Origin of the sequence: Vogesella margarita, from assembly GCF_028548475.1 — a bacterium.
In the GTDB taxonomy this organism is placed as follows: domain Bacteria; phylum Pseudomonadota; class Gammaproteobacteria; order Burkholderiales; family Chromobacteriaceae; genus Vogesella; species Vogesella margarita.
Genome location: NZ_JAQQLE010000010.1, coordinates 123917 through 150714 on the forward strand (window position 1 = coordinate 123917; position 26798 = coordinate 150714).

At 64.4% G+C, this 26798-nt stretch carries 25 protein-coding genes; 14 read left to right on the plus strand and 11 right to left on the minus strand.

From position 1 onward, the window contains the following. Nucleotides 1-306: 306 nt before the first annotated feature. The 3 genes from bfr (PQU96_RS11805) to PQU96_RS11815 all read left to right on the plus strand — a co-directional run bounded on the left by bfr (PQU96_RS11805) (nucleotide 307) and on the right by PQU96_RS11815 (nucleotide 2178). Nucleotides 307-777, plus strand: coding sequence for a bacterioferritin (bfr, locus tag PQU96_RS11805; RefSeq protein WP_272772564.1), 471 nt, complete (start codon nucleotides 307-309; stop codon nucleotides 775-777). Nucleotides 778-787: 10 nt separating this feature from the next. Then, nucleotides 788-1258 carry a bacterioferritin gene (gene bfr, locus PQU96_RS11810; protein WP_272772565.1) on the plus strand — a complete coding sequence of 157 codons (471 nt, stop codon included), beginning with the start codon at nucleotides 788-790 and terminating at the stop codon, nucleotides 1256-1258. Between the two features lie 224 nt (nucleotides 1259-1482). Next, the gene (locus PQU96_RS11815) at nucleotides 1483-2178 is read left to right on the plus strand and encodes a VC0807 family protein (RefSeq protein ID WP_272772566.1); all 696 of its coding nucleotides are present in this window, start codon (nucleotides 1483-1485) and stop codon (nucleotides 2176-2178) included. A 103-nt stretch (nucleotides 2179-2281) separates the two neighbouring features. Here the strand turns inward: PQU96_RS11815 and PQU96_RS11820 are convergent, their stop codons facing one another. Beyond that, nucleotides 2282-4000, minus strand: a complete 1719-nt coding sequence (locus tag PQU96_RS11820; protein ID WP_272772567.1) for a sensor domain-containing protein — start codon at nucleotides 3998-4000, stop codon at nucleotides 2282-2284. A gap of 171 nt (nucleotides 4001-4171) precedes the next feature. Here PQU96_RS11820 and sbcB point away from each other — a divergent pair, with 171 nt between their 5' ends. Then, nucleotides 4172-5614, plus strand: coding sequence for an exodeoxyribonuclease I (sbcB, locus tag PQU96_RS11825; protein WP_272772568.1), 1443 nt, complete (start codon nucleotides 4172-4174; stop codon nucleotides 5612-5614). Nucleotides 5615-5672: 58 nt separating this feature from the next. Here sbcB and PQU96_RS11830 read toward each other — a convergent pair whose 3' ends face one another. From PQU96_RS11830 to PQU96_RS11840, 3 genes are all read right to left on the minus strand, one after another. Further along, nucleotides 5673-6860, minus strand: coding sequence for a GGDEF domain-containing protein (locus PQU96_RS11830; protein ID WP_272772570.1), 1188 nt, complete (start codon nucleotides 6858-6860; stop codon nucleotides 5673-5675). Nucleotides 6861-7036: 176 nt separating this feature from the next. Beyond that, nucleotides 7037-8107 carry an alanine racemase gene (gene alr / locus PQU96_RS11835; RefSeq protein WP_272772571.1) on the minus strand — a complete coding sequence of 357 codons (1071 nt, stop codon included), beginning with the start codon at nucleotides 8105-8107 and terminating at the stop codon, nucleotides 7037-7039. 8 nt (nucleotides 8108-8115) lie between these two features. After that, nucleotides 8116-9423 (minus strand): D-amino acid dehydrogenase, encoded by a 1308-nt coding sequence (locus PQU96_RS11840; RefSeq protein WP_272772573.1) that lies wholly within the window; start codon nucleotides 9421-9423, stop codon nucleotides 8116-8118. 194 nt (nucleotides 9424-9617) lie between these two features. On the opposite strand from PQU96_RS11840, the gene PQU96_RS11845 reads away from it, so the two are divergent. Continuing rightward, nucleotides 9618-10094 carry an Lrp/AsnC ligand binding domain-containing protein gene (locus PQU96_RS11845; protein WP_373316295.1) on the plus strand — a complete coding sequence of 159 codons (477 nt, stop codon included), beginning with the start codon at nucleotides 9618-9620 and terminating at the stop codon, nucleotides 10092-10094. 108 nt (nucleotides 10095-10202) lie between these two features. Here the strand turns inward: PQU96_RS11845 and PQU96_RS11850 are convergent, their stop codons facing one another. From PQU96_RS11850 to PQU96_RS11860, 3 genes are all read right to left on the minus strand, one after another. Then, entirely contained in the window at nucleotides 10203-11345 is a 1143-nt protein-coding gene (locus tag PQU96_RS11850) for an acyl-CoA dehydrogenase family protein (RefSeq protein ID WP_272772575.1), read from the minus strand. A gap of 10 nt (nucleotides 11346-11355) precedes the next feature. Then, nucleotides 11356-12540: an acetyl-CoA C-acyltransferase gene (locus PQU96_RS11855; protein ID WP_272772604.1), complete on the minus strand. Its 1185-nt coding sequence runs from the start codon at nucleotides 12538-12540 to the stop codon at nucleotides 11356-11358. 112 nt (nucleotides 12541-12652) lie between these two features. Continuing rightward, complete coding sequence (locus PQU96_RS11860; RefSeq protein ID WP_047965983.1) at nucleotides 12653-13060, minus strand: MerR family transcriptional regulator; 408 nt, start codon at nucleotides 13058-13060, stop codon at nucleotides 12653-12655. A 202-nt stretch (nucleotides 13061-13262) separates the two neighbouring features. Here PQU96_RS11860 and PQU96_RS11865 point away from each other — a divergent pair, with 202 nt between their 5' ends. The 8 genes from PQU96_RS11865 (at nucleotide 13263) to PQU96_RS11900 (ending at nucleotide 22519) form a co-directional block, all read left to right on the plus strand. Then, nucleotides 13263-14111: a 3-hydroxybutyryl-CoA dehydrogenase gene (locus PQU96_RS11865; protein ID WP_272772577.1), complete on the plus strand. Its 849-nt coding sequence runs from the start codon at nucleotides 13263-13265 to the stop codon at nucleotides 14109-14111. 142 nt (nucleotides 14112-14253) lie between these two features. Beyond that, nucleotides 14254-14478, plus strand: coding sequence for a hypothetical protein (locus PQU96_RS11870; protein ID WP_272772578.1), 225 nt, complete (start codon nucleotides 14254-14256; stop codon nucleotides 14476-14478). Between the two features lie 259 nt (nucleotides 14479-14737). Next, nucleotides 14738-16237 carry a CoA-acylating methylmalonate-semialdehyde dehydrogenase gene (locus PQU96_RS11875; protein ID WP_272772579.1) on the plus strand — a complete coding sequence of 500 codons (1500 nt, stop codon included), beginning with the start codon at nucleotides 14738-14740 and terminating at the stop codon, nucleotides 16235-16237. Between the two features lie 113 nt (nucleotides 16238-16350). Continuing rightward, a complete protein-coding gene (locus PQU96_RS11880; RefSeq protein ID WP_272772580.1) occupies nucleotides 16351-17511 on the plus strand; it encodes an acyl-CoA dehydrogenase family protein in 1161 nt (386 codons plus the stop codon). 120 nt (nucleotides 17512-17631) lie between these two features. Then, nucleotides 17632-18411 (plus strand): enoyl-CoA hydratase, encoded by a 780-nt coding sequence (locus tag PQU96_RS11885; RefSeq protein ID WP_272772581.1) that lies wholly within the window; start codon nucleotides 17632-17634, stop codon nucleotides 18409-18411. A gap of 124 nt (nucleotides 18412-18535) precedes the next feature. Next, entirely contained in the window at nucleotides 18536-19663 is a 1128-nt protein-coding gene (locus tag PQU96_RS11890; RefSeq protein WP_272772583.1) for an enoyl-CoA hydratase/isomerase family protein, read from the plus strand. Nucleotides 19664-19685: 22 nt separating this feature from the next. Then, complete coding sequence (gene mmsB / locus PQU96_RS11895) at nucleotides 19686-20570, plus strand: 3-hydroxyisobutyrate dehydrogenase (RefSeq protein WP_272772585.1); 885 nt, start codon at nucleotides 19686-19688, stop codon at nucleotides 20568-20570. Nucleotides 20571-20818: 248 nt separating this feature from the next. Beyond that, entirely contained in the window at nucleotides 20819-22519 is a 1701-nt protein-coding gene (locus tag PQU96_RS11900; RefSeq protein WP_272772587.1) for a DEAD/DEAH box helicase, read from the plus strand. Nucleotides 22520-22591: 72 nt separating this feature from the next. Here PQU96_RS11900 and PQU96_RS11905 read toward each other — a convergent pair whose 3' ends face one another. The 4 genes from PQU96_RS11905 to trxA form a co-directional block, all read right to left on the minus strand. Beyond that, complete coding sequence (locus PQU96_RS11905; RefSeq protein ID WP_272772589.1) at nucleotides 22592-23197, minus strand: CoA pyrophosphatase; 606 nt, start codon at nucleotides 23195-23197, stop codon at nucleotides 22592-22594. Beyond that, on the minus strand, nucleotides 23197-23847 hold the full coding sequence (locus tag PQU96_RS11910) for a trimeric intracellular cation channel family protein (protein WP_272772590.1): 651 nt from the start codon (nucleotides 23845-23847) through the stop codon (nucleotides 23197-23199). The genes PQU96_RS11905 and PQU96_RS11910 overlap by 1 nt, the downstream gene beginning before the upstream one ends. Nucleotides 23848-23911: 64 nt before the next feature. Next, entirely contained in the window at nucleotides 23912-25168 is a 1257-nt protein-coding gene (gene rho / locus PQU96_RS11915; protein ID WP_189372538.1) for a transcription termination factor Rho, read from the minus strand. Nucleotides 25169-25326: 158 nt separating this feature from the next. Beyond that, nucleotides 25327-25656, minus strand: a complete 330-nt coding sequence (gene trxA, locus PQU96_RS11920; RefSeq protein ID WP_047967082.1) for a thioredoxin TrxA — start codon at nucleotides 25654-25656, stop codon at nucleotides 25327-25329. Between the two features lie 186 nt (nucleotides 25657-25842). Here trxA and fabI point away from each other — a divergent pair, with 186 nt between their 5' ends. After that, nucleotides 25843-26631: an enoyl-ACP reductase FabI gene (gene fabI, locus PQU96_RS11925; RefSeq protein WP_189372537.1), complete on the plus strand. Its 789-nt coding sequence runs from the start codon at nucleotides 25843-25845 to the stop codon at nucleotides 26629-26631. The last annotated feature ends 167 nt before the right edge of the window (nucleotides 26632-26798 follow it).

Sequence of the window (26798 nt, forward strand, 5' to 3'; positions counted from 1 at the left end):
CTGTATCACGGAATTGCGACTTCTGCATGTCATGATCGGCTGCCATACTGGCGCCTGCGACCACAATCGACTGTTTAATGCCAACCATCCAGACCCCCGGACAAAACCGAATTCCGGCTGAATTTCACCTACCGACAAAATGGTTAATTGACACCAGAAAATAAACAGCGCCATCAAGGCCTGATTAACAAGAAATATCCGCCAGAAAATAATCCAGTCTTTAATTCAAAAACGATTAACACCTTGCCCTTACCCGATATTGAATTAAAATATATCAATACGATTTATGACGAAGGAGCACCTCCCATGCAAGGCGACAAAGCCGTAATCAAGGCGCTCAATACCGTGCTATGCAACGAGCTGACCGCCATCAACCAGTTCTTCCTGCATGCCCGCATGTGCAAGAACTGGGGACTGAACGGTCTCAACAAGCATTTCTATCAGCAGTCGATCAAGGCGATGAAGCGCGCCGACGAGCTGATCGAACGCATCCTGTTCCTGGAGGGCCTGCCCAACCTGCAACAGTTGGGCAAGCTGATGATCGGCGAGAATGTCGAGGAAATGCTGGCCTGCGACATTGCCCTGGTCAGCGGCCACATCGGCGACCTGCGCAAGAGCATCACCCTCAGCGAAAAAGCGGAAGACTACGTCACCCGCGAAGAGCTGACCGAGCTGCTGGAAGCGGAAGAAGAATACGTGGACTGGCTGGAAACCCAGCAAACCCTGATCAGGGACGTTGGCCTCGCCAACTACCTGCAATCGCAAATGGAAGACTGAGGAAACCGCCATGCAAGGCAGCAAGAAAATCATCGAAGCCCTGAACAATCTGCTCACTGCGGAAATGACCTCGGTTGACCAGTACTTCATCCACAGTGAAATGTACGGCAACTGGGGCTACGGCAAGCTGTACGAACGCCTGCACCACGAACGCGACGAGGAAATGGGCCACGCCAAGATGCTGATCGAACGCATCCTGTTCCTCGACGGCGTGCCGGACATCGCCCCGCGCGGCAAGCTGCGTATCGGCAAGGACGTGCCGACCATGCTGGCCAACGACCTGGAGACGGAATACGAAGTCGCCGCCGCCCTGAAAAAGGCCATCGTGCTGGCGGAGAAGGAGCACGACTTCGTCACCCGCAGCATCCTGACCAAGCTGCTGGACGACACCGAAGTCGACCACGCGCACTGGCTGGAGCAGCAGCTGAGCCTGATCAAGGCCATGGGTCTCAACAACTACCTGCAATCGCAAGCCAGCTGAGCGCGCGACACCCCACGGCCCTGCCAGTCATCGATAGCGGTGGCTGGCAGGGCCTGTTTTTTTGGTCCGCGCCATCCCCAGCCACAGCAACAAGCGCTAGAATTGCGCGACCGTGCCCGCTAGCCGCGCGAACCATCGCCACCGTGCGCACTCTAAGCTCCTTGTAGCCGAACAAACCCAGCCCTGCGCGCTGTCGCAGGCTTGCCCATTGCCACAGGACGACCATGGCCGCAGCAAAGAAAAACAACCAGCTCCTCGAGCTGCTCATCAACATCGTGATTCCCTCGCTGGTCCTGATGAAGCTCAGCGCGGAACAGTACCTCGGCACAGCCAACGCGCTGCTGCTGGCCTTGGCCTTTCCGCTGGGCTGGGGCCTGTACGACCTGCTGCGCAACCGCAAGACCAACTTCATCGCCATCCTTGGCCTGGTCAGCATCCTGCTCACCGGCGGCATCGGCCTGCTGCACCTGGACGCGCAGTGGCTGGCGGTGAAGGAAGCCGCCATTCCCGGCCTGATCGGCATTGCGGTACTGGCTTCGACCCGTACCCGTTATCCGCTGATCAAGACCGTGCTCTACACTCCGGCTGTGATCGACGTCGCCAAGGTGCAGCAGCATCTGGAGCAGCGCGGCAATACCCGCCACTTCGAGGCGCGCCTGTTGAAGGCGACCTACCTGCTCAGCGCCACCTTCTTCTTTTCCTCGGTGATGAACTACGTGCTGGCCAAGTGGATCGTCACCAGCCCATCCGGCACCGAGGCCTTCAACGAGGAGCTGGGCCGCATGACGCTGCTGAGCTACCCGATGATCGCCATCCCGTCGCTGGTCATGATGATGGCGGTGCTGTACTACATCTCGCGCGGCATGCGCGAGCTGGCCGGGCTCAGCTTTACCGAGGCATTGCGCCAGGACCTGGGCTAATCGACCTGAGCTGAAACCCCAACCTGCACCCGGCAGAAAAACGCCCGTCACAGACCGTGACGGGCGTTTTCTCATTTACGGCAAACGATCCTGCACACGCCGATCAGGCCAGCGATGCCCTGGGCATCGCCGCGTAATAGCAGTAGCCGTTGCGCCCCGCCTTCTTGGCCGCATACATCGCCTGGTCGGCATTGCGCTGCAGGACGTCGATATTGTCGCCGTCCTGCGGGAACAGCGTGATGCCGATGCTGGCCGACACGTGCACCTGCTCGTCGCCAAGACAGAACGGTGCGGCCAACCTTTGCAGTACCTGCTGTGTGACCCGCTCCAGCGACTGCTCCGATTCCATGTCGCTGATCACGATGGTGAACTCGTCGCCGCCGAGGCGGGCCACGGTATCGGTCTCGCGGATGCAGCCTTGCAGGCGCAAGGCAGCCTCCTTCAGCAGTAGATCGCCGGCGCGATGTCCTAGCGTGTCGTTGACCTCCTTGAAGTGATCCAGATCGATGAACAGCAGCGCAAGCTTGCCGTTGCTGCGTTCGCTCTTGCGCAATTCCAGCGCGAAACGGTCGAGGAAGCGGTGGCGATTGGGCAGGCCGGTCAGCGAATCGAAGTTGGCCTGCGCCCAGATCAACTGGGCCGATTTCTTCTTTTCGGTAATATCGCGGAACGACACCAGACAGTGTGGCACCGCCGCGATCTCCACCGCGGTCACGATCCATTCAGCGTCGAACTCGCTGCCGTCACGGCGCTGGTGACGCCATTCGAAACGGCGTGCCGGGCCATCGCTCTCGGGCTGCAGATAGCTGGCCAACAATTGTCGCGAAGCCCCGCCGCCATCCTGCCGTAACGGCGACAGCGACTCCAGCGTCGCCCCGGTCAGGTCGGCCTGCTTGCAGTGGAAGATTTCTGCCGCCGCCTGGTTGCAGTCGACGATGACCTGCCCGTGCAGCACGAAAATGCCGTCGCCTGACGCATCGAACAGCGCACGGTAGCGCCGTTCGCTATCGCGCCATGCCGTCTCGGCACGCACCAGCGCCGTGAGGTCGATATCGAGGCAGAACAGGGTCAGCCCGCTTTGCGGCGACTCCACCACCGCATGACTGGAGTAGACCTGCACGATATGGCCGTCCTTGTGCTGCAACCCGAGGCGGGCGGCAGGCACGCCGCGCCGCTCGCGGAACATCCACGCCACCTCGGCCTCGACATGCGCCCTGGCTGCCGGCGGGATGATCAGCTCGAACAGGGTGCGCCCCAGCGCCTCGGCGGCGCTGTAGCCGTACAGCGCTTCCGAGGCGTGGTTCCAGTACAGCACGGTGCCGTCCGGCGCGTAGCCCTGGATCGCCAGCGCGTCGGTGTTCTCGAAGATGGCACGAAAACGGTCCTGGCTCGCGCGCAGCGCGAGGTCGCTGAGGTATTGACGGGTGATGTCGCGCGCGGTGCCCAGCACACCGAACACGTCGCCCTGCGCCTGCAATGGCGTGGTCACGATCTCCAGCAGGATCCGCTGCCCGCTTTCCGCCGACACCAGCCACTGCTGGCTGGACACCGGCTCTTCCGCCGCCAGCGCGGCAATGTCGGCCTGGCTCAGTGCCGCTGCCTGCTGCTCGGCCAGCACCGCACCATCGCGCTGGCCGATGAGAGCCTGGCGACTGACTCCGGCAAAGACTTCGAAACGGCGGTTGCAGGCCAGGTAACACCCGGCGGCATCCTTCAGCCAGGCCATATCCGGCAGTTGCTGCACCAGCCACAGCAGCCCCTGCTGTCCTGACAACAGCGGCAGGCTATCCGCCGCGGCCAACTTGTCCGGTATCTGCGTCATAGATCACCGACTGCGCGGAGTTGATCGATATGGCCCCTACTCGCCGGGCAAGCATGAGCCGTCATTCAGCATAGGAGGCAAATCGTCATCCTGCCACGCAGCCGCGCGCTTCAAGGTTGGCCGCAGCGGGCCGCGGTGCGACAATCGCGTTTTCAGTGATGCGGAACCAGCATGTCAGCCCCGACCTTCTTCTGGCACGACTACGAAACCTTCGGCGCGATGCCGCGCAGCGACCGTCCGGCGCAGTTTGCCGGCATCCGCACCGATGCCGAGCTCAACGAAATCGGCGAACCGGTGATGCTGTACTGCCAGCCAGGCCAGGACTACCTGCCGGCACCGGAAGCCTGCCTGCTCACCGGCATAACGCCACAGCGCTGCGCCGAGCTCGGGGTACAGGAGCAGCAGTTTGCCGCCGCCATCGAGCGCGAGCTGGCCGAGCCGGGCACCATCGGCGTCGGCTACAACTCGATCCGTTTCGACGACGAGGTCACCCGCTTCCTGTTCTGGCGCAACCTGATCGACCCCTACGCCCGCGAGTGGCAAAACCGCTGCGGTCGCTGGGATCTGCTGGACGTGGTGCGCGCCACCTACGCGCTGCGCCCGGAAGGCATCAACTGGCCGCGCCACGACAACGGTCTGCCCAGCTTCAAGCTGGAGCACCTGACCGCTGCCAACGGTCTCGCCCACGACGCCGCCCACGACGCGCTGTCCGACGTGCGCGCCACCATCGCGCTGGCGCGATTGATCCGTGACAAGCAGCCGCGGCTGTTCGCGTTCTGTCTCGGCCTGCGGCAAAAAGACGCGGTACGCCACCAGCTGCAACTGCACCAGCCGGTGCCGCTGATCCACGTCTCCGGCATGTTCGGCAGCGAGCGCGGCAACCTGGCGCTGGTGTGGCCGCTGGCGGAACACCCGAGCAACAAGAACGAGGTGCTGGTCTGGGATCTGGCGCACGATCCGCGCGAACTGCTGGCGCTGGATGCGGCCAACGTTCGCCGCCGGCTGTTCACCAAAAGCAGCGAACTGGCGGAGGGGGAAAGCCGGCTGCCGATCAAGAGCATCCACGTCAACAAGTCGCCGTTCGTGATCAGCGACCTGCGCGTGTTGCGCGCGGAACGGGCACAGCAGCTGGGCATCGACATGGACTGCGTGCAACGCCACGCCACCCACGCGCAGGCACTGCCCGATCTCACGCCGCTGTGGCGCGAGGTATTCCGCCGCGAACCGGGCGAGACGCCGGATGTCGACGAAAACCTGTACGGCGGCTTTGTCTCCAACCAGGACCGGCGTACCCTCAACCGCCTGCGCGGCCTGTCGGCACCAGCGCTGGCCGCGGCGCGCGAAAGCTTCGACGACCCGCAGCTGCAGCGCCTGCTGTACCGCTACCGCGCGCGCAACTTCCCGGACAGCCTCAGCGCGGAAGAACACCGGCACTGGCAGCAGTGGTGCGCGCGCAAACTGCATCTGGGCACGCCGCCGGGGCGCACCTTCGCCGCGTTCCATCAGGAAATTGCCGACCTGCGCGCCGGCGCCGATACCCAGCAGCTGCAGATCCTGGACCAGCTGCAGCAGTGGGGCGAGCAGCTCGCCGCCCTCCTGCCGCGGGCGGACTGAATCAGCCCCAAAACAAACGCCCCCGCAGTGCGGGGGCGTTTGTCGTGCAACCGGCGACTCAGGCCAGCGCCGGTTGCAGGGTCGCCGCCGGCTCGCGACCGGCGACGACACGGTTGCGGCCCTGCTGCTTGGCCATGTACATGCGCTGGTCGGCGATCTCGATCAGCTGGCGCCAGTCGTTGCAGCCCTCCTCCAGCATGTCGGCGACACCGATACTGGCAGTCAGTGGTGTCTGGTCCGGCCGCTGGCCGAGGCCGTTGCGACGCAGACGCTGCAAGGCGCTCATCGCCTGACGGCAATCGATGTTTGGCAACAACAGCAGGAACTCCTCGCCGCCCCAGCGCACCAGCACGTCGCCCTTGCGCAGGCCATGGGTCAGGGTCTGCGCAAACTGCTTGAGCACGACATCACCCTGCTGGTGGCCGAACTGGTCATTGATCGCCTTGAAATGATCGATGTCGATAAAGGCCACCGAAAACGGACTGCCGCTGCGCCCGGCCAGAATGAACTGCAGTTCCAGCACTTCCTCGCCGCTGCGCCGCGAAAAGGCGCCGGTCAGCGGATCGCGCACCGCCTGCTGCACCAGCGCGATCATGAACGCCAGCTGGCAGACGCCGGCCAATGCCGCCACACCGGCGATCAGCCCCTGCAGCCAGAACGCGCCCCAGAACGACGGCCAGTCCACCACCGTGAACTGGAAGTAGCCAGCAGTGACGTGCGCCACCAGAATCGGCGCGGCAAACACCACGCTCTCCAGCAGCGTCAGCGGAAAAATGGCAAAGCCGGCCAGCAGGATGAAGGGTAGAAAGGCGTAACCGGTGCCGACCGCGGCCGAAGCGCCGCTGAGGTGGTAGTGCGTCAACAGCACATAGGACACCACGTAGAACAGCGTGGGAATGGAGAACAGCATCGCCATGCCGCGCCAGGCATTGAACAGCGTCACTTCCGGCCGGTAGCAGTACAGGATGAAGGTGAAACAGCCGGTGGCGCCCAGCCGCAACAGGGCCAATTGCCACGCCAGCGGATTAGGCAGCACCAGCAGATCGACGAACATCCACAGCGGGGTCAGCACCGCGAACAGGCTGGCAAACAGGCGCACCCGGTTCAGGATCATCTGGGCGCGCCGGTTGCTCATCAGCGACATGTGGTGCCGCGGCGACACCAGCCAGCTGGCTTCGTTCGGGTTCAGCTCGCCAGGCAGCAGGCCCAGCAGTTTGACCCAGGTCGTGGAGTGAAGAATGGTCATGTGTTCCGCAAGCAAGCAGAAGATGTCAAGAGACCATTATCATGACATAAACGACGCGGCCGTTTGCCCAATATCAAGCCGCCGCCAGATTTCGGCGACATTTCGTGACATTACCGGACGCAACAATGCCCGGCACACGGCCGGGCATTTTCAGGGGCGACCGCCGTGGTGGCAACTCAGCCAAGATACTGCAGATGCGCCCGTTTTACGTTGCACAGCAGCTCGTAGCTGATGGTGCCGGCATGGGAGGCCACGGCGTTGACGCTGACCTGCTCGCCCCACAGTTCCACCTCGCTGCCGATGCCCGCCTGCGGCAAATCGGTCAGGTCGACGGTGATCATGTCCATCGACACGCGGCCGATGATGCGGCTGGGCTGGCCGTCGATCGCCACCGGGCTGCCGGTGGAGGCCAAGCGCGGATAACCGTCGGCATAACCGCCGGCGATCAGGCCGACGCGGGTTGGCCGCGTGGTGATGAAGCTGGCGCCATAGCCGACCGGTTCGCCGGCGGCCAGTTCGCGCACGCCGAACACGCGGCTGGCGAGCCGCATCACCGGCTTGAGGCCGACGTTGGCCGCATGGCCGTCCGGCAGCGGTGTCGAGCCGTACAGCATGATGCCGGGGCGGCCCCAGTCGCGGTGCGCGTGCGGGTGGATCATGATGCCGGCTGAGTTGGCGACGCTGCTGTCGCCCGCCAGACCCGCGGTCGCCGCATCGAAAGCAGCCAGCTGCAGGGCGGTCGCCTCGCAGCCGGGCTCGTCGGCGCGGGCAAAGTGCGTCATCTTGACGATGGCGTCGACCTTGCCGCTTGCGGCCAACCTTTGATAAGCCGCGGCGTAGTCGGCCGGGAAGAAACCGGCGCGGTGCATGCCGGAGTCCATCTTCAGCCACACGCGGTACGGCTTGTCGGCCGGCGCTGCCAGCAGCATGTCCAGCTGTTCGCGGTTCTGCACCACCAGCCACAGGTCGTGCGCCTGCACCTCGGCCAGTTCGGCCGGCTCGAATACGCCTTCCAGCAGCAGGATCGGACCGGCAATGCCGCCGGCGCGCAGCTGCAACGCCTCTTCCAGACAGGCCACGGCAAAGCCGTCGGCGACGTCGGCCACCGCCTGCGCACAGCGCACAGCGCCGTGGCCGTAGGCATTGGCCTTCACCACCGCCAGCGCGCGACCGCCGTGCTGCTCACGCGCCAACAGGTAGTTGTGGCGAAAATGATCGAGACGGATAGTTGCAATCAACGGACGCATGATCTTCCTTACACGTTGGCCGCAAGCGGGCGCGACATCGGCACCACCAGCGTCTCGCCGCCCTTGGCGTAACGCTGCATCGACAGGCCGTCGATCAGGATTTCCGGCTGCGTGCCGGTGATCAGGTCGGCCAGCACCTTGCCGGAGCCGGCGCTCATGGTCCAGCCCAGCGTGCCGTGGCCGGTGTTCAGCGACAGGTTGGCAAAACGGGTGCCGCCGATGATCGGCGTGCCATCCGGGGTCATCGGACGCAGGCCGGTCCAGAATTCGGCACGCGACACGTCGCCGCCGTCCGGATACAGGTCGGTGACCACCATTTCCAGCGTGGCGCGGCGTTTCGGGTTCAGGCTCAGGTCGAAACCGGCCAGCTCGGCCATGCCGCCGACGCGGATGCGGTCGTCGAAGCGGGTGATGGCGATCTTGTAGGTCTCGTCCAGCACGGTGGACACCGGCGCGCCCTTGGCGTTGGTGATCGGCACCGTCAGCGAGTAGCCCTTCACCGGGTACACCGGAATGTCGATACCAAGCGATTTCACCATCTCGCGCGAGTAGCTGCCGGTGGCGACGACATAGTGGTCAGCGGTCAGGCGCTCGCCGTCGACGCGCACGGCGGTGATCTTGTCGCCGTAGTGCTCGATGGCCTCGATGCTCTTGCCCCACAGGAACTTGACGCCGATCGCCGCCGCCATCTCCGCCAGGTGGCTAGTGAACAGCTGGCAATCGCCGGTGTCGTCGTTCGGCAGACGCAGACCACCCTTCAGCTTGTGCTTGGTCTTTTTCAGTGCCGGCTCGACACGGGCGCAGCCGTCGGCGTCCAGCACCTGGTATTCCACGCCGCACTCCTTCAGCACCTCGATGTCCTTGCCCATCGCGTCCACCTGCTGCTGGCTGCGGAACAGCTGCAGCGTGCCGCCGGTGCGGCCTTCGAAGTTGATGCCGGTCTCGGCCACCAGTTCGCGGATCTTGTCGCGGCTGTACTCGGCCAGGCGCATCATGCGGCCCTTGTTGATGTTGTAGTCCTGGTAGTTGCAGTTGGCGAACATGCGCGCCATCCACTCCCACTGGTAGGTGCTGCCGTCAACGCGGATCGCCAGCGGCGCGTGCTTCTGGAACAGCCACTTGGCCGCCTTCATCGGGATGCCCGGCGCCGCCCACGGTGCGGCATAGCCCGGAGAGATCTGGCCGGCGTTGGCAAAGCTGGTTTCCAGCGCCGGGCCGGGCTGACGCTCGATCACCGTCACCTCCACGCCTGCCTTAGCCAAATACCATGCGGTCGAAATACCGATAACGCCGCCACCAAGCACGATTACTTTCATGATCTCTCCTGCCAGTTATGCTGTCTTGATCAGGCCGGAGCCTGTTTTTTCGGGTTCAGAAAGCGCATTTGCACTTTCAGTGAATTTGCGTAGTATATTGATTGCTAGCTAGTTTTTTTAACTTAGTTAAAACAAAAAAGCAGTTAAGTTAACTATTAATTGGTGATTATTTAGTGAAAACGCAGCGCATCAATTTGAACCTGTCCCGCCCACTGGACCGCATCGACCGCAAGATCCTGTTGCACCTGCAGGAAAATGGCCGCATCGCCATGACCGAACTGGCGGAAAAAGTCGGCCTTTCGACCACGCCGTGCACCGAGCGCGTACGCCGACTGGAACGCGAGGGGGTAATTGAAGGCTATCACGCGAAACTGAACCCGCAAGCGCTGGGCGCCAGCCTGCTGGTCTTCGTCGAGATCAAGCTGTCGGCCAAGTCCGGCGACATTTTCGACGCCTTCCGCCGCGAGGTACAGAAGCTGCCGGACGTGCTGGAGTGCCATCTGGTGTCCGGCGAGTACGACTACCTGCTGAAGGTGCGGCTGCCGGACATGTCGATGTACCGCAACATCCTCGGCGACATCCTGCTGAAGCTGCCGCAGGCCAACGAATCGCGCAGCTATGTGGTGATGGAAGAAGTGAAGGAAACCGGCATCCTGCCGATCACGCCCTAGCCCCGGCGGCGCGCGGCGGCGGCCGCAAGGTTGGCCGCAAGCGGCTGAGCCATAAAAAAGGCCGCAGCATGCGCTGCGGCCAACCCTAACAACGACCCACTCAAAAAATCAGCGGACTTCGTCCTCCAGCGCGCGGGCGATCACCAGCTTCTGTACGTCGGAAGTCCCTTCGTAGATCTGCGCCACGCGCACGTCGCGGTAGATGCGCTCCAGCGGGTAGTCGGACAGGTAGCCGTAACCGCCCAGCGTCTGGATCGCCGCCGAGCACACCGCCTCGGCCATCTCGGAGGCCACCAGCTTGGCCATGCTCGATTCCTTCAGGCATGGCTTGCCGGCATCCTTCAGCGCCGCCGCGTGCCGCACCAGCTGCCGCGCCGCTTCCAGCCGCGCCGCCGCTTCCGCCAGGCGGAAACCGACCGCCTGGTGGCGGATGATGGCCTGGCCAAACGTCTGCCGCTCGGTGGCGTAGCGGGTGGCAAACTCCAGCGCCGCGCGCGCCATGCCCAGGCACTGCGCGGCGATGCCGATACGGCCGGACTCCAGATTGGCCAGCGCGATCCTGTAACCCTCGCCCTCCTTGCCCAACAAATGACTGGCCGGCACGCGCACGTTGTCGAACACGATCTGGCAGGTGTCGGACGCATGCTGGCCTAGCTTGTCTTCCACCTTGGCCACGGTGTAGCCGACAGTGGCGGTCGGCACCAGGAAGGCGCTGATGCCCTTCTTGCCGGCGGCCGGATCGGTGACCGCGAACACGATGGCGACATCGGCATGCTTGCCGTTGGTGATGAACTGCTTGACGCCGTTGATCACGTAGTCGTCGCCATCACGCAGCGCGCGGCTGCGCAGCGCGGCGGCATCGGAGCCGGCATCCGGCTCGGTGAGGCAGAAGGCCGAGATCCACTCGCCACGCGCGATCGGCCGCAGGAAGGTGTCCTTCTGCCAGTCGTTGCCGAAGCGCTCGATCGGGCCGCAGCCCACCGAGTTGATCACCGAGATGATGGTGGACAGCGCGCCGTCACCGGCGGCGATCTCCTCGATCACCGCGGCCAACGTCACGTAGTCCAGCCCGGCACCGTCCCACTGCGGCGCCACGGTCAGGCCGAAGCAGCCCAGCTCGCCCAGGCCACGCAGCGCCTGGCGCGGAAAGCTGTGTGTCTTGTCCCACTCGGCGGCGTGCGGGGCGATTTCGCCCTGCACAAAGTCGCGCACCGCATCGACCACCTGTTCCTGTTCTGTCGTCAGCAGCATGGCCCGCTCCTTACACCAGTTCCAGCGCCAGCGCGGTGGCTTCGCCGCCGCCGATGCACAGGCTGGCGACGCCGCGCTTCAGTCCGCGCGCCTGTAGCGCCGCGATCAGTGTCACCACGATGCGCGCGCCGCTGGCGCCGATCGGGTGCCCCAGCGCGCAGGCGCCGCCGTTGACATTGACCTTGGCGTGCGGCAGGCCCAGATCGTGCATCGCCGCCATGGTCACCACCGCGAACGCCTCGTTGATCTCGAACAGGTCGACGTCGTCCACCGTCCAGCCGGCCTTGGCCAGCAGCTTCTGCATCGCGCCCACCGGCGCGGTGGAGAACCACGCCGGCTCGTGGGCGTGGGTGCTGTGGCCGACGATGCGTGCCAGCGGCGTCAGGCCGCGCGCGGCGGCTTCGCTCTCGCGCATCAGCACCAGCGCGGCGGCGCCGTCGGAAATGGAGCTGGCGTTGGCCGGAGTGACGGTGCCGTCCTTCTTGAACGCCGGTTTCAGCGTCGGAATCTTGTCCAGATTGGCCTTCAGCGGCTGCTCGTCCTCGGCCACCACCTCCTCGCCCTTGCGGCCAACGATGGTCACCGGCGCGATCTCGCTCTTGAACGCGCCGCTGGTGATCGCTGCCTGGGCACGGGTCAGCGATGCGATCGCGTACTCGTCCTGCGCCGCACGGCTGAAGCCGTACTTTTCCGCGCACAGCTCGGCGAACACACCCATCAGCTTGCCCTTGTCGTAGGCGTCTTCCAGGCCGTCGAGGAACATGTGGTCCTTCAGCTCGCCGTGGCCGAGACGCAGGCCGCCGCGCGCTTTCGGGATGATGTAGGGCGCGTTGCTCATGCTCTCCATGCCGCCGGCCACCATCACGTTGGCCGCACCCGCTTTCAGCAGGTCGTTGGCCAGCATCAGCGCCTTCATGCCGGAGCCGCACATCTTGTTGATGGTGGTAGCACCTGCCGCCAGCGGCAGGCCGCCCTTGATCGCCGCCTGGCGTGCCGGTGCCTGACCCTGGCCGGCCGGCAGCACGCAGCCCATGATCACCTCTTCCACCGCTTCCGGTGCCACACCGGCGCGCTCCACCGCGGCCCGGATCGCCACCGCGCCCAGCTCGCTGGCGCTCTGGCCGGACAGGCTGCCCTGGAAACCGCCCATCGCGGTACGCGCCATTCCGACAATCACAATTGCATCGTTCTGCATCATCCGGTTCCTCTGCGGTGAAATATACGTTTACGTTAACGTAAACTACCCACAAAAAACAAGCCGCATCGCAGCGGCTGTGGCACAAACACAAAAACCGGCCCGCGCCGGCTTACAGATCGGGCAGACCGCCAGTGCGCTTTTCCATCCACTGCTCGCACTGGCTGCGCAGCTGGCCGATTTCCTTCAGCACCAGCTGGATATCGTCCAGCTGCTGCAACAGCTGCCGCTCGCGCCGCGACAGGATGTCGACGAATTTCATCAGCTGCGGCTCGTCGGTATTGGCCGCGTCGTACAGCTCGAACAGCTCGCGGATCTCCTGCAGCGACAGGCCGATGCGCTTGCCACGCAGCGTCAGCATCAGCCGCACGCGGTCACGCCGCGAATAGATGCGGCGCTGCCCCTTGCGCTCCGGCGTCAGCAGACCCTCGGCCTCGTAAAACCGGATCGCCCGGGTGGTGACGTCGAACTCCTGCGCCAACTCGGAAATGCTGAAAGTACGATCAGCAGTGACAACCACGGCAACCCCCTTGCTTACTGTCCAGATAAACGGCTCTTGTCGGCCACCCGCCATTGTAATACGGCCGGCGGACATCCGGCGACGCCCGGCACGGCGACAAGGCACCACGCGGTCACCACAATCCGTCACCTCACATCTTTACTTTAGTTAACGTTAACGTAAACTGGAAATAATTTTAGTGCACCCCAACCAGGAGAACAGCATGGAATTCAAGCAGATTGGCGTGATCGGCGCCGGCACCATGGGCAACGGCATTGCCCAGGTCTTTGCCCAGGCCGGTTTCAGCGTGGTGATGGCCGACGTCAGCGATGCCGCCGTGGCACGCGGACTCGCCAGTATCGGCAGCAGCCTCGCGCGCCTGGTGAAAAAAGGCGTGCAGACCGAAGCCGGCGCCGGCGAGGTGCTGGCCCGCATCCACGGCCGCACCGGCCTCGCCGCGCTCGGCGACTGCCAGCTGGTGATCGAGGCCGCCACCGAAAACGCCACCATCAAGGAACAGATCTTCCGCGAGCTGGCCGGCATCGTCAGCCCCGACTGCATCCTCGCCAGCAACACCTCGTCGATCTCGCTGACCACCATCGCCGCCTGGGTGCCGCAGCCGCAGCGGGTGATCGGCATGCACTTCATGAACCCGGTACCGGTGATGCAGCTGGTGGAGATCATCCGCGCGCTGCAAACCGACGACGCCACCCACGCCGCCATCCATGCGCTGAGCCTGCGGCTGGGCAAGACGCCGGTGACGGTGAAGGACGGCCCCGGCTTCGTGTCCAACCGCGTGCTGATGCCGATGATCAACGAGGCCGCCTTCGTGCTGTACGAGAACCTCGCCACCGCCGAGGACATCGACACCGTGATGAAGCTGGGCATGAACCACCCGATCGGCCCGCTGGCGCTGGCCGACCTGATCGGGCTGGACACCTGCCTGTCCATCATGGACATCCTGCACCGCGAGTTCCGCGATTCGAAATACCGCGCCTGCCCGCTACTGGTGCAACTGGTCGCCGCCGGCCGGCTAGGCCGCAAATCCGGCAAGGGCTTCTACGACTACTGATTTTTTCCATCAAAAATCAGCATCTCCCGTCACGCGGCGCCACCATGGTGACGGCTTATGCCCCCCGTCGCCGTGCGACCGCAGCAACCAGCGCATCCGGGGCTGGCTCGGCCGCGCCGACCAGAGCACCAAGGTCAAGGGCATGTTCGTGCACCCGGAACAGGTACACGCGGTGACGCAGCATGAGCACCTCGATGTGATGACGCTGCACGCCGAAGTCGGCGATCAGCACGACAGCAGCCTTGCGGCCAACCTTGCCGCCACCCTGCGCGAAGTGTGCAAGCTGCGCGGCGAGGTGGTGCTGTGCGCGCCCGGCAGCCTGCCTGCCGACGGCAAGGTCATCGACGACGTGCGCAGCCTGGCCTGAGTGTCGCACCGGGCCGGCGGCCGCACTTTCGCCGCCGGCGGCGGTCTATGAGACAGATGACAGGCGATACGGACCGCCGGCTGTACCCGCCACGCAACAGCCTGGCCGCCCGGTTTGCGCTCCCTGTATTGCGCCCTTCAAAAAACCAAGCGCTTGCTCTAAATTGAGATTAAATTGACGTTTACGTCAACGTGCACTAATTATCTAACACCACGGCTACCAGCCGCACGCGCCACGCCGCCCGCAAAGGAGAAACACCATGTCGCACCTGCCCACCGTCAAGCTGCTGATCAACGGCGAATTCGTCGAATCGACCACCAGCGAATGGCGTGACGTGATCAACCCGGCCACCCAGCAAGTGCTGGCGCGCGTGCCGATGGCCACCGCCGCCGAGGTGGCCGCCGCCGTCGCCGCCGGCAAGGCCGCGTTCAAGAGCTGGAAAAAAACCCCGATCGGCACCCGCGCTCGCATCTTCCTCAAGCTGCAGCAGCTGATCCGCGAACACATGAAGGAACTGGCCGCCATCCTCACCGCCGAGCAGGGCAAGACCCTGGCCGATGCCGAAGGCGACGTGTTCCGCGGCCTGGAGGTAGTCGAGCATGCGGCCAACATCGGCAGCCTGCAGCTGGGCGACTACGCCGAGAACGTCGCCGGCGGCGTCGACACCTATAGCGTGCTGCAGCCACTGGGCGTCTGCGCCGGCATCACCCCGTTCAACTTCCCGGCGATGATCCCGCTGTGGATGTTCCCGATGGCCATCGCCACCGGCAACACCTTCGTGCTGAAGCCGTCGGAGCAGGACCCGATGGTCACCATGCGTCTGGTCGAGCTGGCGCTGGAGGCCGGCGTGCCGCCGGGCGTGCTCAACGTGGTGCACGGCGGCGCGGAAGTGGTCAACGCCATCTGCGACCACCCTGACATCAAGGCGATCTCCTTCGTCGGCTCCAGCAAGGTGGGCACCCACGTCTACAACCGCGCCAGCCTGAACGGCAAGCGCGTGCAGTGCATGATGGGCGCCAAGAACCACGCCATCGTGCTGCCGGACGCCAACAAGGAACAGGCGCTGAACCAGCTCACCGGCGCCGCCTTCGGTGCCGCCGGCCAGCGCTGCATGGCGCTGACGGTGGCGGTGCTGGTCGGCGACGCGCAAGCGTGGATCCCCGATCTGGTGGCCAAGGCCAAGACGCTGCAGGTCGGCCCCGGCCATACCAACCCCGACATCGGCCCGCTGATTTCCTGCGCCGCGAAGGATCGCGTCGCCACGCGGATCGCCAAGGGCGTCGAGCAAGGCGCCACGCTGGAACTGGACGGCCGCAGCGTCAGCGTCGCCGGCTTCGAGCACGGCAACTTCGTCGGCCCCACCATCTTCAGCGGCGTGAAGCCCGGCATGGCGATCTACGACCAGGAAATCTTCGGCCCGGTGCTGTGCCTGATGGCCGCCGACAGCCTCGACGAGGCGATAGACATCATCAACGCCAACCCCAACGGTAACGGCACCGCCATCTTCACCCAGAGCGGCGCCGCGGCGCGTCACTTCCAGGAAGAGATCGACGTCGGCCAGGTCGGCATCAACGTGCCGATCCCGGTACCGGTGCCGCTGTTCTCGTTCACCGGCTCGCGCGCGTCCAAGCTTGGCGACCTCGGCCCTTACGGCAAACAGGTGGTGTTGTTCTATACCCAGACCAAGACCGTCACCAGCCGCTGGTTCGACGACGACGCCAGCAGCGGCAAGGTGCATACCACCATCGCGCTGAAGTAAGGACAACGTTGGCCGCAGCCACCCCGTGCCCGCTGCACGGTGTGGCCAGCGATCATCCCGGCCGGACTGCGCCACAAGCGCGGCGGCCGGCGAAGCAGAACAAGGAACAAGACATGGACTTCGCACTCAGCGACGAACAGATCGCCTTTCGTGACAGTGCTCGCGCCTTCGCCGACAACGAGCTGGCGCCGCACGCCGCGCACTGGGACGAAGCGGAAATCTTCCCGGTGGACGCCATCCGCCGCGCCGGCGAGATCGGCTTCTGCGGCCTGTACACACCGGAACAGTACGGCGGGCTGGGCCTGACGCGCCAGGACGCCGCCATCGTGTTCGAGGCGCTGGCCGGCGGCTGCACCTCCACCACCGCCTACCTCACCATCCACAATATGGTCAGCTGGATGATAGGCAGCTTCGCCCGACCGGAGGTGGCGGCGCAGTGGGTGCCGCAGCTGGCCAGCGGCGAGCTGCTGGGCAGCTACTGCCTGACCGAACCGGGCGCCGGCTCCGACGCGGCCAACCTGCGCACCCGCGCCGAGCGCGACGGCGACGGCTACATCCTCAACGGCAGCAAGGCCTTCATCTCCGGCGCCGGCAGCACCGACGTGCTGGTGGTGATGGCGCGCACCGGCGGGCCGGGACCGAAAGGCATCTCCGCCTTCGTGGTGCCGGCCGACCTGCCCGGCATCGTCTACGGCAAGAAGGAAAAGAAGATGGGCTGGAACAGCCAGCCCACGCGCGCCATCACCTTCGACAACGTGGTGGTGCCCGCGGCCAACCTGCTGGGCGAGGAAGGCCAGGGCTTCGCCTTCGCGATGAAGGGGCTGGACGGCGGCCGCATCAACATCGCCACCTGCTCGGTCGGCACCGCGCAGGCCGCGCTGGACGCCGCCACCCGCTACGTGCAGGAGCGGCAGCAGTTCGGCCAGCCGCTGGCCGAGTTCCAGAGCGTGCAGTTCCGCCTCGCCGACATGGTCACCGAGCTGGTCGCCGCGCGGCAGATGGTCAGGTTGGCCGCATGGAAGCTGGACAACGGCAGCGCCGACGCCAGCGCCTACTGCGCGATGGCGAAACGCTTCGCCACCGACACCGGCTTCAAGGTCGCCAACGAGGCGCTGCAGCTGTTCGGCGGCTACGGTTACATCAAGGAATACCCGCTGGAACGCTACGTGCGCGACAACCGCGTGCACCAGATACTGGAAGGCACCAACGAAATCATGCGCGTGATCATCGCCCGCCGCCTGCTGCAGGACGGCGCGCTGGACACGCTGCGCTGATCGAAATACGGATCAGCCACGGAAGCGCACGGACGGCACGGAAGAAAACAACGGCCCCGGCGCCGCCCCTCTTCTCGTGTTTCTCGCGGGCTTCGTGGCAAAAACAAAGGAATCTTTAACATGCACTACGCCAACCTGAACGTCGAAAAAATCGGCCACACCGCCCTCGTCACCATTGCCAACCCGCCGGCCAACACCTGGACCTACGACAGCTTGCAGGCGCTGAAGCGGCTGGTGGCCGACCTCAACGCCGACCGCGACATCTACGCGCTGGTGATTACCGGCGAAGGCGAGAAGTTCTTCTCCGCCGGCGCCGACCTCAAGCTGTTCACCGACGGTGACAAGGGCGTTGCCGCCAGCATGACCATCCTGTTCGGCGAAGCGTTCGAGACATTGTCGGCGTTCCGCGGCGTGAGCATCGCCGCCATCAACGGCTACGCGATGGGCGGCGGGCTGGAGTGCGCGCTGGCCTGCGACCTCCGCATCGCCGAGGAACAGGTGCAGATGGCGCTGCCGGAGGCCGCCGTCGGCCTGCTGCCCTGCGCCGGCGGCACGCAGAACCTGCCGCACCTGGTCGGTGAAGGCTGGGCCAAACGCATGATCCTGTGCGGCGAGCGCGTCGATGCCGCCACCGCGCTGCGTATCGGCTTGGTGGAAGAAGTGGTATCGAAAGGCGCCGCGCGCGACGCGGCGCTGGCGCTGGCGGAAAAGGTTGGCCGCCAGTCGCCCTGCTCCGTCACCGCCTGCAAGACGCTGGTACAGGCCGCGCGACACGCCCCGCCTGCGGCCAACCTGATCCACGAGCGCGAACTGTTCATCAAGCTGTTCGACACCGAAGACCAGCGCGAAGGAGTGCAGGCCTTCCTGCAGAAGCGCACGCCGCAGTGGCAAAACCGCTAAACCCTGTTAGCCACGGAACCCACGGGAAACAAGGCAATAATGCGGATAGCGATCCGGAGCAGCACGCCTCCCTGACACGCCTGCCTGTGTTTTTCCGTGGAGGCGAAAACCAAGAAGGAAGACCATGAACGACGTCGTACTGTTTGACGAAATCCCCACCGCCAGCGGCCACCGCCTCGGTGTGGCGACGCTGAACGCAGAAAAGGCGCTCAACGCGCTCAACGGCGACATGATCCGCCTGCTCGACGCGCGGCTGTCGATCTGGGCACAGGATGAAGGCATCGCTGCCGTGCTGCTGCGCGGCGCCGGCGACAAGGCCTTCTGCGCCGGCGGCGACGTGCGCGCGCTGCGCGACGCGCTGGTGGGCGACCCCGAGCAGCAGTGGCCCAATCCGCAGGCCGAGGCGTTCTTCACCGCCGAGTACACGCTGGACTACCGCATCCACACCTACGCCAAACCGATCCTGCTGTGGGGCAGCGGCATCGTGATGGGTGGCGGCCTCGGCCTGATGGCCGGCGCCAGCCACCGCGTCGCCACCGCCAGCACCCGTATTGCGATGCCGGAGATCAGCATCGGCCTGTATCCCGATGTCGCCGGCAGCTGGTTCCTGCAACGGATGCCGGCCAAGGCCGGCCTGTTCCTCGGTCTGACCGGCGCGCCGCTGAACGCGCGCGACGCGCTGCTGTGCAATCTCGCCGACCACATCCTGCCGCAGGACGGCTGGCCGCAACTCTTGGCCACCCTGACCGCCAGCGGCTGGCACGCCGACCCTGCGGCCAACCATGGCCAGCTCACCGCGCTGCTGGGCGAGCTGGAGGCCGGCAACGGCGACGCGCTCGCCGACAGCAACGTCATGCGTTGCTTGCCGCTAATCCACCAGCTGATGAACAAGGGCTCGCTGGCGGCGGTGGACCAGGCGCTGCGCCACACCGCCTTCGAGGATGCGTGGCTGGCCGCGGCCGCCAGGAGCTACGCCGCCGGCAGCCCGAGCAGCGCCGCCGTCACCTGGGAGATCTTCCACCGCGCCAAGCACCTGTCGCTGGCCGAGGCGCTGCGCATGGAGCTGGTGCTGTCGCTGAATTTCTGCGCCGCGCCGGACTTCCGCGAAGGCGTGCGCGCGCTGCTGATCGACAAGGACCGCAATCCGCAGTGGTCGCACCCGACGCTGGCTGCGGTCGATCAAGCCTGGGTGGCACAGCACTTCCGCTCGCCGTGGCGCGAGCAGGATCACCCGCTAGCCGCACTGCACTGACACACGAGAACAGGAGCAACACATGCAACACATCGCCTTTATCGGCCTGGGCAATATGGGCGGCCCGATGGCCATCAATCTGGTGCGCGCCGGCTTCAGCGTCAGCGGGGTCGACCTCTCCGCCGAGGCACTGCAGCACTTCAGCGACAACGGCGGCAAGGCTGCCGCCAGCGTCGCCGAGGCCATCCAGGACGCCGACGCGGTGATCTCGATGCTGCCGGCCGGGCGTCATGTCGAGGGGCTCTACCTCGGTGACAACGGCCTGATCGCGCACCTGCCCGCCGGCACGCTGGTACTCGACTGCAGCACCATCGCCGCCCACACCGCGCGCAGCGTCGGCAGCGTCGCCAGCGACGCCGGCCTGCGCTTCCTCGACGCACCGGTATCCGGCGGCACTGCGGGCGCCGCCGCCGGCACCCTCACCTTCATGGTCGGCGGCGATGCGGCCAACGTTGAGGCGGCGCGACCGCTGCTGGCGGCGATGGGCAAGAACATCTTCCACGCCGGCGACATCGGTGCCGGCCAGACCGCCAAGGTGTGCAACAACATGCTGCTCGGCATCCTGATGGCCGGCACCGCCGAAGCGCTGGCGCTGGGCGTGAAAAACGGCCTCGATCCGGCGGTGCTGTCCGAGATCATGAGCAAAAGCTCGGGCCGCAACTGGGCGCTGGAGCTGTACAACCCGTGGCCGGGCGTGATGGAGAACAGTCCGGCCAGCCGCGGCTACAGCGGCGGCTTCATGTCGGAGCTGATGCTGAAGGATCTTGGCCTCGCCGAGGAAACCGCACTGCAAAGCCACGCCGCCAACCCGCTGGGCGCGCTGGCGCGCAACCTGTACGAAAGCCACGTCGCCGAGGGCAACGGCAAGCTGGACTTCTCCAGCATCGTGAACCAATTCCGCCACTGATGGCGCCGCACGGGGTGTTGCCATGCAGCACCCCGCACCATCCCGACCGCATACCGGCAATTTATTGTCAATGATTCGCTGCACAACGGCGGCAATCGGAGTACACTAGCGAATCGCGTGCCACCAATCACCGCGACCTTTTCTTCAGACCCGCACTCTCCCGCCGGGTCCTCCATTGAAAACACTATTTTTGTCCGCCCGGATTGGTATTGTCTTTGCAATGGGCAGACATCCTGATTGCACAATAAATGTCCGAACTGACTTTTGCCGCCTTGGGCCTTGCCGAGCCACTGTTGCGTGCCGTAGCCGATACCGGCTACACCCAGCCTACCCCTATCCAGGCGCAGGCCATTCCCCAAGTATTGCAAGGCGGCGACCTGCTGGCCGCCGCGCAGACCGGCACCGGTAAAACCGCCGGTTTCACCCTGCCGCTGCTGCACCGCCTGATGGACCAGCCGTCCAAACAGAAAGGCCGTCCGCTCGCGCTGGTGCTGACTCCGACCCGCGAACTGGCCGCCCAGGTAGAAGAATCCGTGCGCGAGTATGGCAAATACCTGCCGCTGAAATCCATGGTGATGTTCGGCGGCGTCGGCATCAATCCGCAGATCGCCCAGCTGAAGAAGCCGGTCGACATCCTGGTGGCGACACCGGGCCGCCTGCTTGATCACGCCGGCCAGAAGACCGTTGACCTGTCCGGCGTCGAGATCCTGGTGCTGGACGAAGCCGACCGCATGCTGGACATGGGCTTCATCCACGACATCAAGAAAGTGCTGGCCCTGCTGCCGAAGGAGCGCCAGACACTGCTGTTCTCGGCCACCTTCTCCAGCGAGATCAAGACCCTGGCCGACAAGCTGCTGAACCAGCCCAAGCTGGTGGAAGTGGCGCGCCCAAACCAGACCAACGCCCAGATCACCCAGAAGGTGCACTTGGTCGACCGCGACCGCAAGACCGAACTGCTGATCGAGATGATCAAGGGCGGCGACTGGCACCAGGTGCTGGTCTTCACCCGTACCAAGCACGGCGCCAACCGTCTGGCGGAAAAACTGGAAAAGGCCGGCATCGCCTCGATGGCGATCCACGGCAACAAGAGCCAGGGTGCACGCACCAAGGCGCTGGCCGGCTTCAAGGACGGCAGCCTGCCGGTACTGGTTGCCACTGACATCGCCGCCCGTGGCCTGGATATCGAAGAGCTGCCGCACGTAGTCAACTACGAACTGCCGAACGTACCGGAAGACTACGTACACCGCATCGGCCGTACCGGTCGTGCCGGCTGCGTCGGCGAGGCGATCTCGCTGGTTTGCGTCGACGAACTGGGCTTCCTGCGCGACATCGAGAAACTGACCAAGCAGACCGTGGAGCGCTTCACCGTGCCCGGCTTCGAGGCCAACCCCAACGAAACGCCACAGGCCATCGAGATCGGTCTTGGCCGCTACATCCACGGTGCACTGACCCCGACTGCCACGCCACCGAAAGGCAGCAGCAAGCGCCGTGAAGGCAGCGGCGGCAGCAACCAGCGCCGCCAGCCGGCGGCACAGGGCAAACCGCGCCAGGGTGACAGCAACGCACGTCGCAGCGAAGCGCGCGATGACGCCGCCCGCCCGGCGGCCGCACGCGGCAACGGCAAGCCCGCCGCCGCCAAAACGGCCAACGGCAGCAAACCGGCAGCCGGCAAGCCGCGCCAGCCGCAGGCCGAACCGCGTCGCAACGAGTCGCGCAACAGCGCACCCAAGCGCAATCCGCAGCAGGAGCCGAACGGCAACTACTTCCACGACGACGGCCCGCGCCAGCCAACGCTGACGCTGCACGCACTCGGCATCTCGCCGACCGAAGATGCCCCACTGCGCAAGCCGGCCAGCCAGCCGCGCAATGGCGGCAACGGCAAGCCTCGTCAGGGTGGCAGCGGCAAGCCGCGCCAGACCTCGGCCCTGTTCAGCCCGCCGAAGCGCTAAGCACCAGGGTTGGCCGCAAACAAAAAACCACCGCATTGCGGTGGTTTTTTCGTTTCGAGACTGCCGGCTGGCTCAGCGTGACCACGCCGCCAGATGCAACGCCAGCCGCCGCAACATCGCCGCCGTGGCGCCCCAGATGAAGTAGTCGCCATAGCTGATCGCATAGTAGTGGCCGCTAAAGCCGTCGCGCTGTACCGCATGGCGCTGGTAGGCGGCGACATCCATCAGATGCGCCAGTGGCACAAAGAACACCTCGTCGACCTCGTCCGGCGCCGGCACCGGCTGGAACGGCTGCGCCAGCAGCCCCAGCACCGGCGTCACCTCGTAACCGGTAACGGTGACATAGCGCGGCATCACCCCCGCCAGTTGCACCAGTGCCGGCGGCAGGCCGACCTCCTCCTCTGCCTCGCGCAAGGCGGCGCTGGCCGCGTCCGCGTCCTGCGGTTCCAGCTTGCCACCGGGCAAGCTGATCTGGCCGCCATGACTGCGCAGGTGCGCGGTGCGCCGCGTCAGCAGCACGCTGGGCTCATCCTGCTGCCAGACAATGGCCAGCAGCACCGCCGCCTGGCTGCGCACCTGCGGCCGCGGCAGCAAGCCTTCGTCGTCCACTCCCGCCGGCATCTGCGCCAGTGCGGCGGCAAACCAGGCGTGGGCACGCTCGAATTCGGCAGGCCACATCAGTTGTCACGTCCTTTCCGTTGCGCCGCCAGCTTGGGCAGCGACAGCTCGCCCCAGTGCGCCAGCAAGCGCAAGGCTACCCCGGCAACGAATACCAGCTGCAACGCCAGCAGATGATCCCAGCCGAAACGGCTGAGCACGAACAACAGTGCCGCCACCACAATAGACACCGTGCCGTAGAAATCCTTGTGCAGGATAAATGGCACGTCGTTAACCATCATGTCGCGCACAATGCCGCCCCCGACCGCGGTGACAAAACCCAGCAGGATCACGCCGAAGGCATTGAGATGGAACTCCACCCCCAGCTTGGCGCCGGCCAGGCTGAATGCCACCAGGCCGATGGAGTCGGCAATGATGAACAGCGTAGTCAACACCTCATTCTCGCGCTTGTGCAGGCGCACCAGCCACGCCAGCAGCACGGTCAGCGCGATCACCACCAGGTTGGTGTTATCAAGGAACACCATCGGCATGCGGCCAACCAGTATGTCGCGGATGATGCCGCCTCCGATTGCGGTCAACAGCGTGACGATGGCCACGCCCAGCAGGTCGAGGTGCTTGCGCACCCCCAGCAGATAGCCGGAGACCGCAAACGCCACCGTGCCGATGATCGAATAGCCGTCCAGATCCAGCAGTAAATCCATCCAGTTCATTATTTCTCTTCAGCAAAGAAAAACGCCAGGTAAACCTGGCGTTTGGAAAGTCATGCCTGGCGTCTCAGCGACGCATGGAATCAAAGAAAGCCAGGTTGGTCTTGGTGGCCTTGATCTTGCCCAGCAAGAATTCCATCGCCTCCAGGTCATCCATCGGGTACAGCAGCTTGCGCAGCACCCAGATGCGCTGCAACTGGTCCTGCTGGATCAGCAGCTCTTCGCGGCGGGTGCCGGAGCGGTTGATGTTGATCGCAGGGAAGGTGCGCTTCTCGGCCATACGGCGGTCGAGATGCAGCTCCATGTTACCGGTTCCCTTGAATTCCTCGAAGATCACGTCGTCCATGCGCGAACCGGTATCGACCAGCGCGGTGGCGATGATGGTCAGCGAGCCACCCTCCTCGATATTGCGGGCTGCACCGAAGAAACGCTTCGGACGCTGCAGCGCATTGGCGTCGACACCACCGGTCAGCACCTTGCCTGAGGACGGGATCACGGTGTTGTAGGCGCGCGCCAGACGGGTAATGGAGTCCAGCAGGATCACCACGTCCTTCTTGTGCTCGACCAGACGCTTCGCCTTCTCGATCACCATTTCGGCAACCTGCACGTGACGGGTGGCCGGTTCGTCGAAGGTCGACGATACCACTTCGCCCTTCACCGAACGCTGCATCTCGGTCACTTCTTCCGGACGCTCGTCGATCAGCAGCACGATCATTTCCACTTCCGGATGGTTGGCGGTGATGGCGTGCGCGATGTGGGTCAGCATCACCGTCTTGCCCGACTTGGGTGGTGCCACCAACAAGGCACGCTGCCCTTTGCCGATCGGCGCGATCAGGTCGATGATACGGCTGGTGATGTTCTCTTCGGCCTTGATGTCACGTTCCAGCACCAGGCGCTCGGTCGGGAACAGCGGCGTCAGGTTTTCGAACAGGATCTTGTGCTTGGCCGCTTCCGGCGGACCACCGTTGACCTTGTCGACCTTGACCAGTGCAAAGTAACGCTCGCCCTCTTTCGGGGTGCGGATCTCGCCTTCGATGGTGTCGCCGGTATGCAGGTTGAAACGGCGGATCTGCGACGGGCTGACGTAGATGTCGTCAGGGCCGGCCAGATAGGACGCTTCCGGGCTGCGCAGAAAACCGAACCCGTCGGGCAGCACTTCCAGGGTGCCTTCGCCGAAAATGCTTTCGCCTTTTTTGGCCTGATGCTTCAGGATGGCAAAGATGAGATCCTGCTTGCGCAGGCGGTTGGCACCGTCGATCTCGTTGGCGATGGCCATTTCTACGAGTTCGCTGACGTGCTGATGCTTGAGATCGGATAAATGCATGGTATGTGTGGCGTCGACCGGTAACGGGACAAAAAAACGGGATGTGCTGCTAATGGATACGGGGGAAACCGGATGAGAATCGAGCGACCGTGTCAGGTCGCTCGACTTTTGAAGATCTGGCTTGAAGATAGCCGATCAGTACAGACGTGTCAAATCAATCAGGCCAGGTTATTGTTCAGGAATTCAACCAGTTGCGTTTTGGACAAAGCGCCAACCTTGGTTGCGGCCACTTCGCCGCCCTTGAACAGCATCAGCGTCGGGATACCACGGATGCCGAACTTCGGCGGGGTGGCTTCGTTCTGGTCGATGTTCAGCTTGGCAACGGTCAGACGGCCCTGATATTCCTTGGCAACATCATCCAGGATCGGTGCAATCATCTTGCAGGGACCGCACCACTCGGCCCAGTAATCCACCAGCACCGGCTGCTCGGACTTAAGTACTTCTTGTTCGAAAGAATCATCAGTCACATGCAGGATCAGGTCGCTCATCGTCTTCCTCTCGAAGTCTGTCAATTTCAGGTTTGATGGGCGATGGTAGCAATACCCGGCACCGGCAGCAAGCCTTGACAGGAGCGGTTTCAACACAGGCTGCACGACAAGCGCAGAGAGAACAAACACTGTCGGACAATAGGCGGTTATAATGCGCGCTTGCTTGAAAATAACGAAGGATTCAACATGGGTTTCTTGCAGGGTAAAAAGATCCTGATTACCGGCATGATTTCTAACCGGTCGATTGCCTACGGTATCGCGCAGGCCTGTCACCGTGAAGGCGCGGAACTGGCGTTCACTTATGTCGTCGATAAACTGGAAGACCGCGTCCGCGAAATGGCCGCCGACTTCGGCAGCACACAGGTGTTCCGCTGCGACGTACAGAACGATCAGGAAATCGATCAGCTGTTTGCTGACCTTGGCAAGGAATGGGACGGCCTCGACGGTCTTGTACACGCCATTGCGTTCGCCCCGCGCGAGTCGCTGGAAGGCGACTTCCTCGACGCGCTGACCCGCGAAGCATTCCAGACCGCACACGACGTGTCGGCCTACAGCTTCCCGGCGCTGGCCAAGGCTGCCCGTCCGATGATGCAGGGCCGCAACGGCGCGCTGCTGACCCTGTCTTACCTCGGCGCGGTGCGCGCGATCCCGAACTACAACGTGATGGGTCTGGCCAAGGCCAGCCTGGAGGCTTCGGTCCGCTTCATGGCGGCCAGCCTGGGCAAAGACGGCATCCGCGTGAACGCCATTTCCGCCGGCCCGATCAAGACCCTGGCCGCAGCCGGCATCTCCGGTTTCGGCAAGCTGCTGTCGATGGCGGCCAACCAGTCCTGCCTGCGCCGCAACGTGACCACCGAAGAAGTCGGCAACACCGCCGCCTTCATGCTGTCCGACCTCGCGTCGGGCATCACCGGTGAAATCACCTATGTTGACGGCGGCTTCAGCATCAACTCGCTGAACGTACCGGACGCGTAAGCCAACGCAAGAGATCGAGCCTTGCGCCCCTCCCCAGGGCGCTTGCGATAAACAGGAGGCATCAACTACCCGCGTAGTGATGCCTCTTGTTACATCTGCGCCGCTCTTGTGAGCGTGCCGGAATCCCCCGCCAAGCATCAGCAGCAAGAGCCGGGGCTGCCACAGCG